Raw genomic sequence first — 14305 nt, 5'->3', positions numbered from 1 at the left:
CGGCGGGAAAGGGAAACCTTGGCGATGTCTTCGCTTGGGAAATTTAATGTACAGTCAAAAAGATTTGTTTGTATAGACTAAAACGGGCTTGGAAATTGCAGATGGAAGCGCCGGGCGGTTTGCGCCTGGTAAGGGAGTTGCGAATGTTCGTGGTAAAGCTTGCTCCTCGCTTCGTCCTGGGCTTGTCGCTCTGGGCGTTGCTGTCTTCCGCAAGAGCGGAGCCGCAGGTCGATCGGGGCGAGTATCTGGTTCGCGCAGCCAATTGCGTCAGCTGCCATACGACTCCGGGCGGCGCCGTGTTCGCCGGCGGCGTGCCGTTCGCGACCGACTTCGGCACGATCTATTCGACCAACATCACGCCCGATAAGGACACCGGCATCGGCAGCTGGAGCTTCGATCAGTTCGAAGCGGCCATGCGCCACGGCGTGCGTCCCGACGGCGAGCATCTCTATCCGGCTTTTCCGTATACGAACTTCACCAAGATCGACGATGCCGATCTGCATGACCTATACGCATATTTCATGAGCCTCAAGCCGGTCAATGCGCCGGCGCGGCCGAACGAGATGCGCTTTCCGTTCAATCAGCGCGCCCTGATGGGCGTCTGGAAGGCGCTGTATTTCAAGCCGGGGCGCTACGTGAACGACGCGAGCCGATCCGAGCAATGGAATCGCGGCGCCTATCTGGTCGAGGCGCTCGCGCATTGCAGCGCCTGCCATTCGCCGCGCAACGCGCTCGGCGCCGAAAAGACCGGCGCGCTGTACACCGGCGGCGTGCTACAGGAGTTCGACGAAGAGCGTGGGCCGGTACCCCGCGCAGCGCCGAATCTCACCGCCGCTCCGTATGGCCTGGGCGCCTGGTCGGAGGCCGACATCGCCGGCTACCTGAAGCCCGGCATCAACACGCGCACGCGTCTGATGGGCACCATGAACGAAGTCGTGCTCAACAGTACGCGCTATCTGAGCGATGCCGACGTGCAGGCCATGGCCGTCTACCTGAAGGGGCTGCCGGCCGCGGGCGACACCGGCCGCCGCCCGAGCAAGGCGGTGATGGAACTCGGCGCCAAGCAATACGACATCCATTGCGGAACCTGCCATCTGCCGACGGGCCTGGGCTCGGACGATACCGCGCCTCCGCTGGCCGGCAGCGCGCTCGCACAGGCGCCCGATCCGTCTTCGCTGATCGACCTGGTGATCAACGGGCCGCGGCTGCCGCAGGAGGCGCCATCGAGCCAGTGGCGCATGCGGCCCTGGCAGTCGATGACGCCGTTCGCGCAGAAGCTCAGCGACGAGCAGGCCGCCGCCTTGCTGAGCTATGTGCGGAACTCGTGGGGCAACGCGGCCGGCGAGGTCAAGCCGAGCGACATCGACCGGCTGCGCTAAGCTTTCAAATGGTGCGCCATTTAGGGCGGCGCACCGCATTTGTGCGCAAGCACAGCGTTTAGCCCTGCTAAATCGTAACCACCCCAGGCTCATTGATTCGAACTTCGATGAGCCGGTAAACAGACTCAGGAAATTGCGCTTATGGCAACGCCAAGCATGACGCTGAAACATGAAGGGAGATTGACTGCTGCGCCGACACGCAAGGGGCAGGGCAGCGTCGATTCGCGGGCGGCTGCGCTCGCCGGCCGGAGCCGCTGAAATGGACTTGCTCGTCATCGCGCTCTACATGGCCGGCATGATCGGCATCGGCTGGTACGCCAAGGCGCGCGCCAAGACGCAGGCCGACTTCCTGGTCGCGGGCCGTCGCCTCGGCCCGGTGCTCTATGCCGGCACGCTGGCGGCATTGGTCATGGGCGGCGGCGCCACGCTCGGCGGCATCGGCCTGGGCTACCAGCACGGCCTGTCGGGTGTCTGGCTGGTGTTCTCGATGTCGGCCGGCGTTGCGCTGATCAGCCTGATCCTGGCCCCGATGATCAACCGGCTCAAGGTCTACACCGTGAGCCAGATGCTGGAACTGCGCTACGGTGACATGGGCACCAAGGTCTCCGGCATCGTCATGCTGAGCTACACGCTGATGATTGCGGTGACCTCGACGATCGCCTACGGCGCGATCTTCTCGGTGCTGTTCGACATCGGCAAGGTGCCGGCGATCCTGATCGGCAGCAGCGTCGTCATCGTCTATTCGGTGCTCGGCGGCATGTGGTCGATCACGCTGACCGACATGGTGCAGTTCGTCCTCAAGACCGCGAGCATCTTCTTCATCCTGCTGCCGATGGCGCTGCTCAAGGCCGGCGGCTTCGAGGGACTGCATGCCAAGCTCGACGCCCAGGCCTTCGACTTCATGAAGCTCGGCGCCGGCAACATTTTCACCTATGTGATTCTCTACGTGCCGACGATGGTGATCGGTCAGGATCTCTGGCAGCGCGTGTTCACCGCGCGCAGCGATTCGGTCGCGCGCTGGGCGGGCCTCGCCGCCGCAGGCTATGGCTTCGCGTATGGCCTTGCGGGCGCGCTGATCGGCATGTCGGCCAAGGTGCTGCTGCCGGGCCTGGTCGGCCGCGATGCGGTGTACACCGAGATCGTGCGCCTGCTGCTGCCGGCCGGCGTCGCGGGACTGGTGGTCGCCGGTGCGCTGTCCGCGATCATGTCGACCTCGAGCGGCTGCCTGATCGCCACCGCCACCGTCGCCAAGGAAGACGTGCGCGGTCGCCGCCGCGACAGCAGCGCGCATGACGAGATCGGCCAGAGCCGCTTCTACATCGTGGTGTTCGGCATCGCCATGGCCGCCATCGCCTGCCTGCTGCAGGACGTCATCGCGGCGCTGACGATCGCGTCCGACATTCTCGTCGGCGGCCTGATGGTGGCGGTGCTCGGCGGCATGATCTGGCGCCGCGGCACCGCGCGCGGCGCGATCGCGAGCATCTTCGCGGGCATGGCCGGAACGCTCGGCACCATGGCCGTGCTGCGCGACATCTACGCCAACCTGCCGATCTACATCGGCCTCGCCGGCAGCCTGGTCTGCTTCATCGTCTTCAGCCTGCTCGACAAGCCGACTTCGACGGCCGTGCTCGCCCGCTGGGATGCGCGCGTCCGCAACTCGAAAGCAGCCGGGTCGAACGCGGCGATCAACGATGCCGTGACGGCGTCGCGCGCGCAGCCGTGAAACACGCCGCGATCGCCCTGCTGCTGATGCTCGCGTTGCCGCTCGCTGCGGCAACGCCGGAGCCTGAGCGCATCGATGCCTGCGCGCTGCTCGATGCGGCGCAGATCGAGCGCGCGATCGGGCATGCGGTCGAGCCGGGTGCTCGCGACGACGCCGGTATGGAATCGAACGGCGCGTGGTCGTCGTCCTGCGTGTGGGCGTTCACGCAGCAGGCCGGCGAGCCGCAGGGCCGCCGCTTCGTGATCCTCAACGCCATGCAGTGGCCGCCCGGCAGCGGACGCGCGCACGAATTCCTGGATTCGTTCCGCGAAGCCGCGGCGAGTGGCGTGCTGGCGCGTCAGCCGAGCGCTCGCGCGTTCGGCGACGAAGCGTTGTGGTGGGGAGACGGACTCGCGGTGCGCAAGCGCGATGCGAGTTTCGGGCTCTCGGTGTTCTGGCCGCGGTCGCCTGCAAAGACGCCGGGCCTGTTGGAAGAGCGCCTGGCGCCGCTGGTGTTGAGCCGGCTCGATCGCCATCAGGCGGCGCTGTCGAAGCACTGATGCATAGCTGATTCCGAGAGGTCGAAAGAGTGCAAGAGTCATCCAAACCCCTGTCAGCGCCGGCCACGCGCAAGCGTTCGTGGTCCACGCGCGCCGTTGCCGCGACGCTGGCCGCCGGCCTGGTCGTCGGCCTGGTCGCCTGCAAGCCTGCCGAGCCCGAGTCCAAGGGCACGCCGGCCAGCCTGCGCCTGCTCACCGAGCAGCAGTACCTCAACACGCTGTCCTACGTGTTCGGGCCCAACATGAAGCCCACCACGCGCTTCTCGGCGCTGCCGCGAACCGACGGACTGCTCGCGAGCGGGGCGGCGATGGCCGGCCTCACCGATACGCAGCTCGAGATGTATCAGAAGACCGCGGCCAAGGTGGCGACGCAGATCATCAGCGAGGACAGCCGCGCCTACCTGATTCCGTGCACGCCCAAGGCGAGCAATGCGGCCGACGCCGACTGCGCGCGCAGCTTCGTCACCGAAACCGCGCCGCTGCTGTATCGCCGCGCGCTGCCGGCCGAGCGCATCGAGGCGCTGGTGACGCAGGCCAACGAAGCGGCCGATGCCCTGCACAGCTTCTACGACGGCCTCGGCGTGGTGATCGAAGGCATGCTGCTGAGCCCCAACATGCTGCTGGTCGCCGAGGTCGCGGAACCCGACCCCGAGCAGCCCGGAACCGAGCGTCTCGACAGCTGGTCGCTGGCGACGCGGCTGAGCCTGTTCCTGTGGAACGCCTCGCCCGACGCCGAGCTGCTCGCGGCCGCCGAAAGCGGCTCGCTGCAGACGCGCAAGGGGCTCGCCAGGGAAGTCGATCGCATGCTCGCGAGCCCGAGGCTCGAAGACGGCGTGCGCGCCCTGTTCGACGACATGTTCGAGTTCGAGAACTTCGGCGTGCTGACCAAGGACGGCACCATCTACCCGAGCTTCACGGGCGAGACGGCGGTCGATGCGCGCGAGCAGACGCTGCGCACGGTGGTCGATCATCTGGTGACGCGCCGTGGCGACTATCGCGATCTGTTCACCACGCGCCAGACCTTCATGTCGCAATCGCTGGCGCCGATCTACAAGGTGGCCGCGCAAGGCCCGGGCTGGACGCCGTACGAGTTTCCGCCCGACAGTCCTTACGCCGGCCTGCTGACGCAGGTCAGCTTCCAGGCCCTGCATTCGCATCCGGGCCGCAGCTCGGCGACCCTGCGCGGCAAGGCGCTGCGCGAGGTCATGCTCTGCCAGGTGGTGCCGAAGCCGCCCGCGAACGTCGATTTCTCGGCCGTGCAGAACCCCGACGGCAACGTCAAGACGGCACGCGAGCGCATCGCCTTCCATCTCAAGAATCCGTCCTGCGCGGGCTGCCATCGCATCACCGATCCGATGGGCCTGCCGATGGAATCCTTCGATGGCGCAGGCCAGTTCCGCCATCAGGAAAACGGTGTCGACATCGATACCAGCGGCAACCTCGACGGCGTCGAGTTCACCGACGTGATCGGCCTCGGCAAGGCGCTGCACGACAATCCGCAGCTGCCGTGGTGCGCGGTGCGCAGAACCTTCGCCTACGCCACCGGCACGCCGAGCGACAGCAACAACCGCCGCGTACTCGAATTCCTGTCGGAACGCTTCACCGACAGCGGCTACCAGCTGCCCGACCTGCTGCGCGAGATCGCGCTGAGCAGCGCCTTCCGCAAGGTCTACGAAAAGCCGGTGCGCAAGCTTCATCCCTTGCCCGACCTGAAATCGGCCCGCTTGCCGGAACCGATGACGAGCAGCCTGTCGGCCCCGCTCGTTCCGAAACTGTGAACGCTCATTGAGGATTGCTTCGATGCTGATCAAAAAGAACCTGAGCCGCCGCCGTGTACTGCGCGGCATGCTCAATGGCGGCGTGGTGACGGTGGGCCTTCCGCTGCTCGATTGCTTCCTCAACGACGGCGGCAACGCCTACGCGAGCGGCGCGCCGATGCCGCTGCGCTTCGGCACCTGGTTCTGGGGGCTCGGCGGCAACAACAGCATCCTGGTGCCCGGCAAGACCGGCACCGACTACGACATTCCGCAGCAGCTCGCGCCGGTGGCGCGTGTGCGCGAGCACGTCAACCTGATCACCAACCTGACCGCGTTCCGCGACGGCGAGCCCAACCTCTGCCATTACTCGGGCTGGATCATCGGCCGCACCGGCAAGGCGCCGGCCGGCAGCGGCGAGCGCCCCGGCGAAACCATCGACGTCACCATCGCCAACGAAGTCGGCCGTTCGACGCGCTTCCGCACGCTGACCGCTTCGGCGACCGGCGATTTCCGCAACACCGTGAGCTACGAGAACGCCAACTCGCCGAACCCGCCGGAGATTTCGCCGCTGGAGTTCTATTCGCGCCTGTACGGCTCCGATTTCCAGGATCCGAACTCGCCGACGTTCACGCCGAGCCCGCGCGTGATGGCGCGCCGCAGCGTGCTGTCGGGCGTGATGGACGAGATCAAGTCGATCGAGAAGACCGTCGGCGCTGCCGACAAGCAGCGCCTGGATCAGTATTTCACCGGCCTGCGCCATCTCGAGAAACAGTTCGACCAGCAGCTCACCAAGCCGGCTCCGATCGCGGCCTGCCATGCGCCGCCGGTGGTCTCCGAAGACCCGAGGATGGGCGTGGACGTGGACATGGTGCAGAAGCGCCATCGCATGCTGACCGACCTCATGGTGATGGCGGTCGCCTGCGATCAGACGCGCGTCTTCAACATGGCGTATTCGAACGCACAGGCCAACACCGTGAAGGCCGGCTACGAAAAGCCGCACCACACCACCACGCACGAAGAGCCGATCGACGCGCGTCTGGGCTACCAGCCCAACCACGCCTACTTCGCGTCGCGTGCGATCGAGGAATGGGCTTACTTCGTCGAGGCTTTCAGCAAGATCAGGGAGGGCGGCGGAACCTTGCTCGACAACATGCTGATCTACGCCAACACCGATCACGGTGATGCGCGCGTGCATGCGCTCGACAAGCTGGTGTCGTTCACCGCCGGCCGTGCGGGCGGTCGCGTGAAGACCGGCCTGCATATCGATGCCGGCGGCTCCGGCGTCACCCGCGTCGGCTATACGGCCCTGCGCGTCATGGGGCTCGAAATCCCGGCCTGGGGCGTCAAGAGCAACCGGACTTCCAACCACTTCAGCGAGATCGTGGCGTGAGGTTCGATCAATCCGCCAAACGATGCTCCGTGAAGCATCTGCTGCTGCTGTGCCTGCTCGGAACCCCGGCTCTCGCCGCTGCGTCCGGCGTTTCGGCCTGGCCGGACAAACCCGGCGAGAAGGAGCAGTTCGAGCCGGTGCCGATGCCGCCGGGCTTCCAGGTCGTCGTCACCGGGCAGGAAGGCCCGGTGTTCGCCGATTCGCGCGGCCACACGCTGTATCAGTGGCCGGTGCGCCAGTTGCGCAACGGCCCGGTCGGTGAGCGCAAGAGCCAGCCGAGCTGCGACAAGACCGTCTACACCGTCAATGCGGGGCTCATGAGCCCGTATCCGGCCGGCTTCGAACTGCCCGAAGTCGCGACGCGCCCGAGCTGTCTCGACGTCTGGCCCGCCGTGCTCGCGGACAAGGACGCCAAGCCGGTCGGCAAGTGGACCATCGTCGAGCGCAAGGACGGCCTGCGCCAATGGGTCTACGACGGCTACGCGCTCTACACCTCGGTGCTCGACGAGCAACCCGGCGAAGTCAACGGCGGGCATTCCGGCAACCCGGGCGAAGTCGGCGTGCGCAAGCCGGTCGAAGCGCCTTCGATGGTGCCTCCGCAGTTCAAGGTCGAGTCGACGCTGCTCGGTCGCATGCTCATGACGAGCGAGAATTTCTCGGTCTACGCGAACGCCAAGGATGCGGCCGGCAAGCCGAGCTGCGCCGGAAAGTGCCTGGATGAATGGAAGCCGATCCTGGCGCCGGCCTACGCCAAGCCGCGCGGCGAGTTCGCGATCGTCGAGCCGTCTCCGGGCATCCGTCAGTGGACCTTCCGCAAGCAGCCGCTGTACACGCACGTCGGCGAGCCGTTCTTCAAGATGTACGGCAGCGACGTGCCGAGCTGGTACAACGTCTACACGCAGCGCACGCCGAAGCCGCCGGCCGACTTCACCGTGCAGGAAAGCCCCACGGGCCTGGTTCTGGCCGACAAGAGCGGCAAGACCGTCTACGTCTACAACTGCGCCGACGACGCGCTCGATCAGCTGGCCTGCGATCACCCGGATTCGCCGCAGGCGTATCGCTTCACGGTCTGCGGTGGCGGTGATCCGAAAGCCTGTCTGCAGCGCTTTCCGTACGTGCCGGCCGCCAGGGATGCGAAGAGCGACAACCTGAGCTGGACGACGATGTGGATCGACCCGATGACGGGCAAGCAGGCCAAGCCCGAGCAGGCCGGCGCGCTGCACGTCTGGGCGTACCGCAAGCGTCCGGTCTACACGCACTTCCGCGACAAGGGGCCGGGCGACATGACCGCCGACCAGTGGGGCGAGTTCTACGGCTATCGCAACGGCTACAAGGCTTTCTGGCTGCGTTCTGATTTTGGACGAGGTGCACCATGACGACATCGACCCGAGCTGCCAAGGCTTCCTTCACGCTGCGCTCGCTGGGTTCGCATTGCGCTGCACTGGCGCTGCTGCTGCCGGTACTGCTGCCGGTACAGGGCAATGCCGCCGAAGCCGGTTCGTCGGTGAAGTCGGAGCATTCCGCCCTGCCCACGCCCAAGGCTGCGCCGCCAGCCGTGGCGAAGGACTGGGCGCCGCCGGACGGCAAGATCGGCTACGTGCTCTGGCATGAAGTTTCGTGGGGTTTGCGCGAGACCGCCGATCACAAGGAAGAGTGCCCGAACGGCTTCAACATCGGGCCGCGCGAGCAATTCGCCGAGGAATTCCCCAACGACGGCAAGAAGCGCACGCTGCTCGAAACCCAGCTCAAGCGCGAAGCCGAAATCTGGATGCCGGACACCTCGCCGGACAAGTTTCCGTTCTATGAGGCCACCGGCAAATACGCGATCGGCGTCGATCTCGACGGCAAGACCACGCCGGAAGATTTCGAGAGCGACGACGGCCGCAAGGGCATCGACAACCAGCTGTTCCGCGTCGTCGGCTGCGTGCGCAATTACCGTCAGGAAGGCGAGCTCGGCATCATCACCACCAAGTGGCGCGCGCAGAAGGCCTTCAACCGCGTGACCTTCGAGATCACCGGCGTCGACAGCCTCACCAACGATCCGGACGTCACCGTCTCGTACTACCGCACGCTCGACACCCTGCTCGCGGGCCCGACCGGCAACTTCGTTCCGGGTGGCTCGCAGCGCGTCGATGCGCGCTGGGGCAAGCGCTTCATCATCAGCGCCAAGGGCAAGATCGTCGACGGCGTGCTGACCACCGAGCCGTTCAAGGAAGTGCAGGTTCCCGAAGACGGCATGGGCGATCCGGCGATCAACATCTTCAAGAGCGCGCAGCTGCGCCTGAAGCTCAAGCCCGATTCGGCCGAAGGCGTGCTCGCCGGCTACATCGACGTGGAGCAGTGGTACTACGCGATGAACACCGCCTGGGCCACGCATCATGCCGCCTACGGACAGGCTTCGGCGGCTTCGATCTACAAGGCCCTGCGCCGTCTCGCCGATGGTTATCCGGACCCCAAGACCGGCGAGAACACCGCCATTTCGGGCGCGATGGACATCAAGCTCGTGCAGGCCTACGTGCTGCATCCGGAGACCGAGAAAGTGGCGAAGACGCCTTGAGCCCGGTGTCGCATCGCCTCGCGACGCTCGCCGATTTCGAGGCCGTCTATGCGATCTACATGGCCGACGAAGTCATTCCGTACCTCGGCTTCGACCCGATGTCCCGCGCCTCGTTTCTCGGCGTGATGCAGGGGCTCGTTGCCAGTCGCGCGTTCTACGTCGTCGAGCGCGAGGGCCGCGTGCGCGGCTTCTACCGCGCGTCGCGAGGCGAGGGGCGTGCGCGCCATGTGGCTCGCCTGGGCACGCTGGCCGTCGCGCCCGAAGAGCAGGGCAGCGGACTGGCGCGGTCGATGATCGAAGCCGCGATCGCGACGCTGTACGCGGACGGCGTCACCCGCATCGAGCTGACCGTGGAAGCCGACAATCCGCGCGCGCAGCGCTTCTACGGCAAGCTCGGTTTCGAGCTCGAAGGCACGATGCGCCACGCCTACAGGCGATCGGACGATTCCGGATACGTGGACCAACTGCTCATGGCGCGGCTGTTGTCTGCAGCCTCGCCCGGGTGACGGCAAGCGCGAATGCATCCATGCGCGATGCGAGCCGCTTTCCGCGGCTAGCGCCGGGCCAGCGAGCGGATTGCTTCGCTGATCTGCCGGACGCCGTTCGAATCGTCCGCGTCGAGGCGGACTACTGCGAGATCACGCGCACCGCTCTGGCCGCGGCCGAAGCCCGGTTCTCCACTCCGAGCTTCTCGAAAACCTGCTCCAGGTGCTTGTTCACCGTGCGCGGGCTGATGTTCAGAATCTCGCTGATGTCGCGATTGGCCTTGCCCCGGCTGATCCACAGCAAGACCTCGGCTTCGCGCGCGGTGAGCGCGAGCGCCTGCTGCAATTGCAGCGTCTGCGCCTGCTGAACGGCTTCCGGGTCGGCGACCTCGCGCAGGCGGTACAGGTACTCGTCGGGCCCGGTCGAGCTCACGAACGAGAATTCGAAACGCCGACCGCCGAGCGCGAGCACCTGCGTCTGCTGCTCGCCGCGCAAGCTTGCGAGCCTGGCCGCGAATTCGGGCGTGAAGCCCTGCGCCGCGGGCATGAGCTCGTGCAGCAGCTGCTCGGCGCGCGGCGTGCTCCACAACAGCCGGCCGCTCGCATCGGTCGACACGAGGTAGCGGCCGGTCGCATCGAGCGCCGTGCGTGAGGCATGCGCCATGCGCGCGTTCGCCAGATGCACGCGAATCCGCGCGAGCAGCTCGCCGACGACGATGGGCTTGGGCACGTAATCGACGCCGCCGGCCTGCAGCCCGCGCACCACGTGCTCGGTTTCGGTGAGCCCGGTCATGAAGATCACCGGCACGTGCGACAGCAGCTTCTCGCGCTTGAGCCGCCGGCAGGTTTCGAAGCCGTCGAGGCCCGGCATCACCGCGTCCATCAGCACGAGATCGGGCGTGATCTCGTCGAGCAGGGCGAGGCAGTTTTCGCCGCTCGTCGCGACGAGCACGGTGATGCCCTCGCTTTCGAGCGTATCGGTCAGAAAGCTCAGGCTCTCCGGCGTGTCGTCGACCACGAGCACGACGTCCCGGCGCGCACCCGCTGCGTCACTCATCCTGGCTTTCCTCCTGCTCCGGCAGCTTGCTGCGCGCGGATTCGAGCATCCGCAGATAAGACGGCAGATCGAAACGGGTCACGGCCTCGCGCAGGCGCGCGATGAAGGCGCGACCCTCCGCATGCTGGCTTTCGAGATCGCGCAGCCGGGCCTGGATGCCGCGCACGTGGCCGATGCGGCCGAGCTGGCGCAGGGCGTCGAGATGCGGGCGCAGCGACACCGGCACGTCGAGGCCATCGGCCGGCGGCGGCGCCAGCTCGGACGGCAGGGCCTCGTATTGCCATTGCAGCCGCAGCAGGCTGCCGACGCGTTCGAGCAGCACTTCGACGTCGAACGGCTTGGTCAGGAAGAAATCGTGCAGGCCGGCGCTGGCGATGTCGCTCTGCAGGTCGTGCGCATTGGCCGAGACCATCAGGATCTTGAGTTCGCGCCTGCCCTGGGCGCGCAGGCGCTCGGCGACCTGCCAGCCCGAAAGACCGGGCATCGTCACGTCCAGCGTGATCAGGTCGGGCTCGGTGCGGCTCGCGATCTCGAGCGCCATTTCGCCGTCGCGCGCGGTCATCAGCTCGAAGCCGAGCGGCTTGAGCAGCGCTTCGACGAGCTCGACATGCGCCGGATCGTCGTCGGCGATCAGGACGCGCTTGCGCTCGCCCGCGTAGCCGCTGATGCGATGCCGCGGACGCCGGTCGTCGCGCGTCTCGCTGGTCTCCGACAGCAGCAGGCGCACGGTGAACGTGCTGCCGGCGCCCGGCGTGCTGCGCACCACGATCTCGCCGCCCATGATCTGCACGAGCACTTTGGTGATCGTGAGTCCGAGCCCGGCGCCCGGAACCGCGCGGGCGCCCGGCATGCCGCCGCGCTCGAACGGCTTGAAGATCGATTCCATGTCCTGCAGCCGGATGCCGATGCCGGTGTCGGAGATTTCGAATTCGGCGACCTGGTTGCGGTAGCGCACCGCGAGCGCCGCATGTCCCTCGCCGGTGAACTTGATCGCGTTCGACAGCAGGTTGATGAGCACCTGGCGCAGGCGCTTCTGATCGGCGTGCACGAGCTTGGGCAGATTGGGCGCGCGCTCGTAGCGGAACTCGATGCCTTTGGCCGCCGCCTGCACGCGGAACATGTCGACGAGCTGGTCGAGCAGCTCGTGCAGGCGGATCTTGTCGCGCGAGAGCCGGATCATGCCGCTCTCGATCTTGGAGATGTCGAGCAGGCCGTCGACCAGGTTCGACAAGTGCTCGGCACTGCGGCGAATCACGCGAATGGCGTTCTCGGGCGGATGCTTGGGCTCGCGCTCGAGCAACTGCGCGTAACCGAAGATCGAATTGAGCGGCGAGCGGATCTCGTGGCTGATGCCGATCACGTAGCGGCTCTTGGCCTCGTTGGCCGCTTCGGCGACTTCCTTGGCTTTTTGCAGCGCCGCGTCGGTGCGCTCGTGCGCCTCGATCTCCTCCATCAGCATCGCGGTCTGCCGGGTCGATTCGATCACCGCCGAGTTGCGCGACTCGTGCGCGAGCACGAGCAGCCACGACGCCACGCCGGAGACGATCAGCAGGCTCAGGAACACGATCCACAAGGTGTTGGCGATCACTTCGCGCTGCGCGGGCGCCTGCGTCGCGTACTGCAGGTAGATGAAGGCGAGCAGGCAGCCGATCGCGACCGTGAACAGCAGCAGGATGCCGAGGAACTGGCCGATGCTGCCGAGCCGAACGGTCTGCTGCAGCGGCTTGGGCAGCAGGCCGCGCAGCAGCGCCGCGATCTGCTGGCCGAAGCGGCTCTGGTCCTTGCAGAGATCGTGGCAGCGCGCCTCGAGCGTGCAGCAGAGCGAGCAGATGTAGCCGTCGTAGGCCGGGCAGGCGGCCATGTCGCGGCGCTCGAACAGGTTCTCGCAGATGCTGCAGCGCAGCTCGCCGGGCTCCTGCAGCTCGGGCGCGGGCTGGCGCGCGAGGTAGTAGCGTCCGCGCGTGCCCCAGGCGATCAAGGGCGATGCCACGAACGCCACGCCAAAGCCCACGAACGGCGCGAGCGCCTGCGCGAGATGGCCGAACAGGCCGAAGAACGCGGCGGTCGAAATGACGATCGACGCCAGCATCGCGCCGACGCCGACCGGGTTGATGTCGTACAGGTGCGCGCGTTTGAATTCGATGTACGAGGGCGAGAGCTTGAGCGGCTTGTTGACGACGAGGTCCGCCGTCAGCGCGCCGATCCAGCCGACCGCGAAGTTCGCGTAGAGCACGAGGATGCTCTCGATCACGCTGAAGATGCCGATCTCCATGAGCAGCAGCGCGAGCAGCACGTTGAACACCAGCCAGACCACGCGCCCCGGATGCGCATGCGTGAGCCGCGAGAAGAAGTTCGACCAGGCGATCGAGCCCGCGTAGGCGTTGGTGACGTTGATCTTGAGCTGGCAGGTGACGATGAAGACGCCGGTCAGCGCGAGCGCAACCGAGGGCGAGCCCAGCATTTCACCGAAAGCGACGAAGAACATCTGCGTGGGCTGCGTCGCTTCGGATGCCGCGACGCCATGCTGGATCGCGAACACCGCGAGCAGGCCGCCGGCCGCGAGCTTGAGCCCGCCCATGAACACCCAGCCGGGCCCGGTGGCGATCAGCGCGCTCCACCAGCGCCAGCCGCCGACGGTCTTGCGGTCGGGCAAAAAGCGCAGGTAATCGGCCTGCTCGCCGATCTGCGGCAGCAGCGACAGCAAGGTCGACGCCGCGACCGCGAACAGCAGCACGTCGGGCCCGCCGCCGGTGCTGCCGTGCGCGCCCGAGAATCCGGTCCAGGCTTCGATCGCCTCGGGCCTGGCGATCGCGATGTAGAGCAGCGGCGCGAGCTGCAGCAGCAGCCAGACCGGTTGCGTCGCGATCTGCATGCGGCTGATCAGGCTGATGCCGTACAGCGCGATCGGAATCACCACCAGCGCGCTGATCAGGTGCGCGATCCACAGCGGCAGGCCGGTCACCATGTGCAGGGCCTGCGACATGATGCTGGCTTCGATCGAGAACAGCAGGAAGGTGAACGAGGCGTAGATCAGCGAGGTGATCGTCGAGCCCATGTAGCCGAAGCCGGCGCCGCGCGTCAGCAGATCGATGTCGAGGCCGTAGCGCGCCGAATACGCCGCGATCGGCAGGCCGATGACGAACATCAGCGCACAGACCAGCGCGATCGCGAGCATCGCGTTGGTGAAGCCGAACTGCAGCGTCAGGCTGCCGCCGATCGCTTCGCAGGCCAGGAACGAAATCGCCCCGAGCGCGGTGTTGGCGATCACGAACGACGAGCGCTTGCGCGCGCTCGACGCGGTATAGCGCAGCGCGTAATCCTCGAGCGTCTGCGTCGCCACCCACTTGTTGTACTGGCGACGCTCGCGAACGATGCGCTGGCGGGGATTCTGGACCACGAATGTTCCTTGGGGAGCTTG

At 66.6% G+C, this 14305-nt stretch carries 10 protein-coding genes; 8 read left to right on the top strand and 2 right to left on the bottom strand.

The features are described 5' to 3' along the window. Nucleotides 1-143 precede the first annotated feature (143 nt). From WQQ_RS05125 to WQQ_RS05090, 8 genes are all read left to right on the top strand, one after another. Nucleotides 144-1379: a cytochrome c gene (locus WQQ_RS05125; protein WP_007184012.1), complete on the top strand. Its 1236-nt coding sequence runs from the start codon at nucleotides 144-146 to the stop codon at nucleotides 1377-1379. A 259-nt stretch (nucleotides 1380-1638) separates the two neighbouring features. After that, nucleotides 1639-3102 (top strand): sodium:solute symporter family protein, encoded by a 1464-nt coding sequence (locus WQQ_RS05120; protein ID WP_007184010.1) that lies wholly within the window; start codon nucleotides 1639-1641, stop codon nucleotides 3100-3102. Further along, nucleotides 3099-3641, top strand: coding sequence for a hypothetical protein (locus tag WQQ_RS05115; RefSeq protein WP_007184009.1), 543 nt, complete (start codon nucleotides 3099-3101; stop codon nucleotides 3639-3641). The genes WQQ_RS05120 and WQQ_RS05115 overlap by 4 nt, the downstream gene beginning before the upstream one ends. Nucleotides 3642-3670: 29 nt before the next feature. Then, nucleotides 3671-5419, top strand: a complete 1749-nt coding sequence (locus WQQ_RS05110) for a DUF1592 domain-containing protein (RefSeq protein WP_007184008.1) — start codon at nucleotides 3671-3673, stop codon at nucleotides 5417-5419. Nucleotides 5420-5441: 22 nt separating this feature from the next. Beyond that, nucleotides 5442-6788 carry a DUF1552 domain-containing protein gene (locus WQQ_RS05105; protein WP_007184007.1) on the top strand — a complete coding sequence of 449 codons (1347 nt, stop codon included), beginning with the start codon at nucleotides 5442-5444 and terminating at the stop codon, nucleotides 6786-6788. Nucleotides 6789-6817: 29 nt separating this feature from the next. Then, entirely contained in the window at nucleotides 6818-8164 is a 1347-nt protein-coding gene (locus tag WQQ_RS05100; protein WP_007184006.1) for a COG4315 family predicted lipoprotein, read from the top strand. Next, the gene (locus tag WQQ_RS05095) at nucleotides 8161-9345 is read left to right on the top strand and encodes a hypothetical protein (RefSeq protein ID WP_007184005.1); all 1185 of its coding nucleotides are present in this window, start codon (nucleotides 8161-8163) and stop codon (nucleotides 9343-9345) included. Before WQQ_RS05100 ends, WQQ_RS05095 begins: the two co-directional genes overlap by 4 nt. Before the next feature lie 5 nt (nucleotides 9346-9350). Continuing rightward, nucleotides 9351-9851, top strand: a complete 501-nt coding sequence (locus WQQ_RS05090) for a GNAT family N-acetyltransferase (RefSeq protein ID WP_007184004.1) — start codon at nucleotides 9351-9353, stop codon at nucleotides 9849-9851. A 121-nt stretch (nucleotides 9852-9972) separates the two neighbouring features. Here WQQ_RS05090 and WQQ_RS05085 read toward each other — a convergent pair whose 3' ends face one another. Beyond that, nucleotides 9973-10887: a response regulator transcription factor gene (locus tag WQQ_RS05085; protein WP_007184003.1), complete on the bottom strand. Its 915-nt coding sequence runs from the start codon at nucleotides 10885-10887 to the stop codon at nucleotides 9973-9975. After that, nucleotides 10880-14284, bottom strand: coding sequence for a hybrid sensor histidine kinase/response regulator (locus tag WQQ_RS05080; RefSeq protein WP_007184002.1), 3405 nt, complete (start codon nucleotides 14282-14284; stop codon nucleotides 10880-10882). The genes WQQ_RS05085 and WQQ_RS05080 overlap by 8 nt, the downstream gene beginning before the upstream one ends. Nucleotides 14285-14305: the final 21 nt, after the last annotated feature.

It is taken from the genome of Hydrocarboniphaga effusa AP103 (assembly GCF_000271305.1).
GTDB lineage: Bacteria > Pseudomonadota > Gammaproteobacteria > Nevskiales > Nevskiaceae > Hydrocarboniphaga > Hydrocarboniphaga effusa.
This window is presented reverse-complemented; position numbering and strand designations above follow the sequence as displayed.

Coding starts and splice junctions, on each gene's coding strand:
- WQQ_RS05085 (WP_007184003.1), bottom strand. CDS start 10,887: ATGAGTGACGCAGCGGGTGCGCGCCGGGACGTCGTGCTCGTGGTCGAC.
- WQQ_RS05125 (WP_007184012.1), top strand. CDS start 144: ATGTTCGTGGTAAAGCTTGCTCCTCGCTTCGTCCTGGGCTTGTCGCTC.
- WQQ_RS05120 (WP_007184010.1), top strand. CDS start 1,639: ATGGACTTGCTCGTCATCGCGCTCTACATGGCCGGCATGATCGGCATC.
- WQQ_RS05105 (WP_007184007.1), top strand. CDS start 5,442: ATGCTGATCAAAAAGAACCTGAGCCGCCGCCGTGTACTGCGCGGCATG.
- WQQ_RS05095 (WP_007184005.1), top strand. CDS start 8,161: ATGACGACATCGACCCGAGCTGCCAAGGCTTCCTTCACGCTGCGCTCG.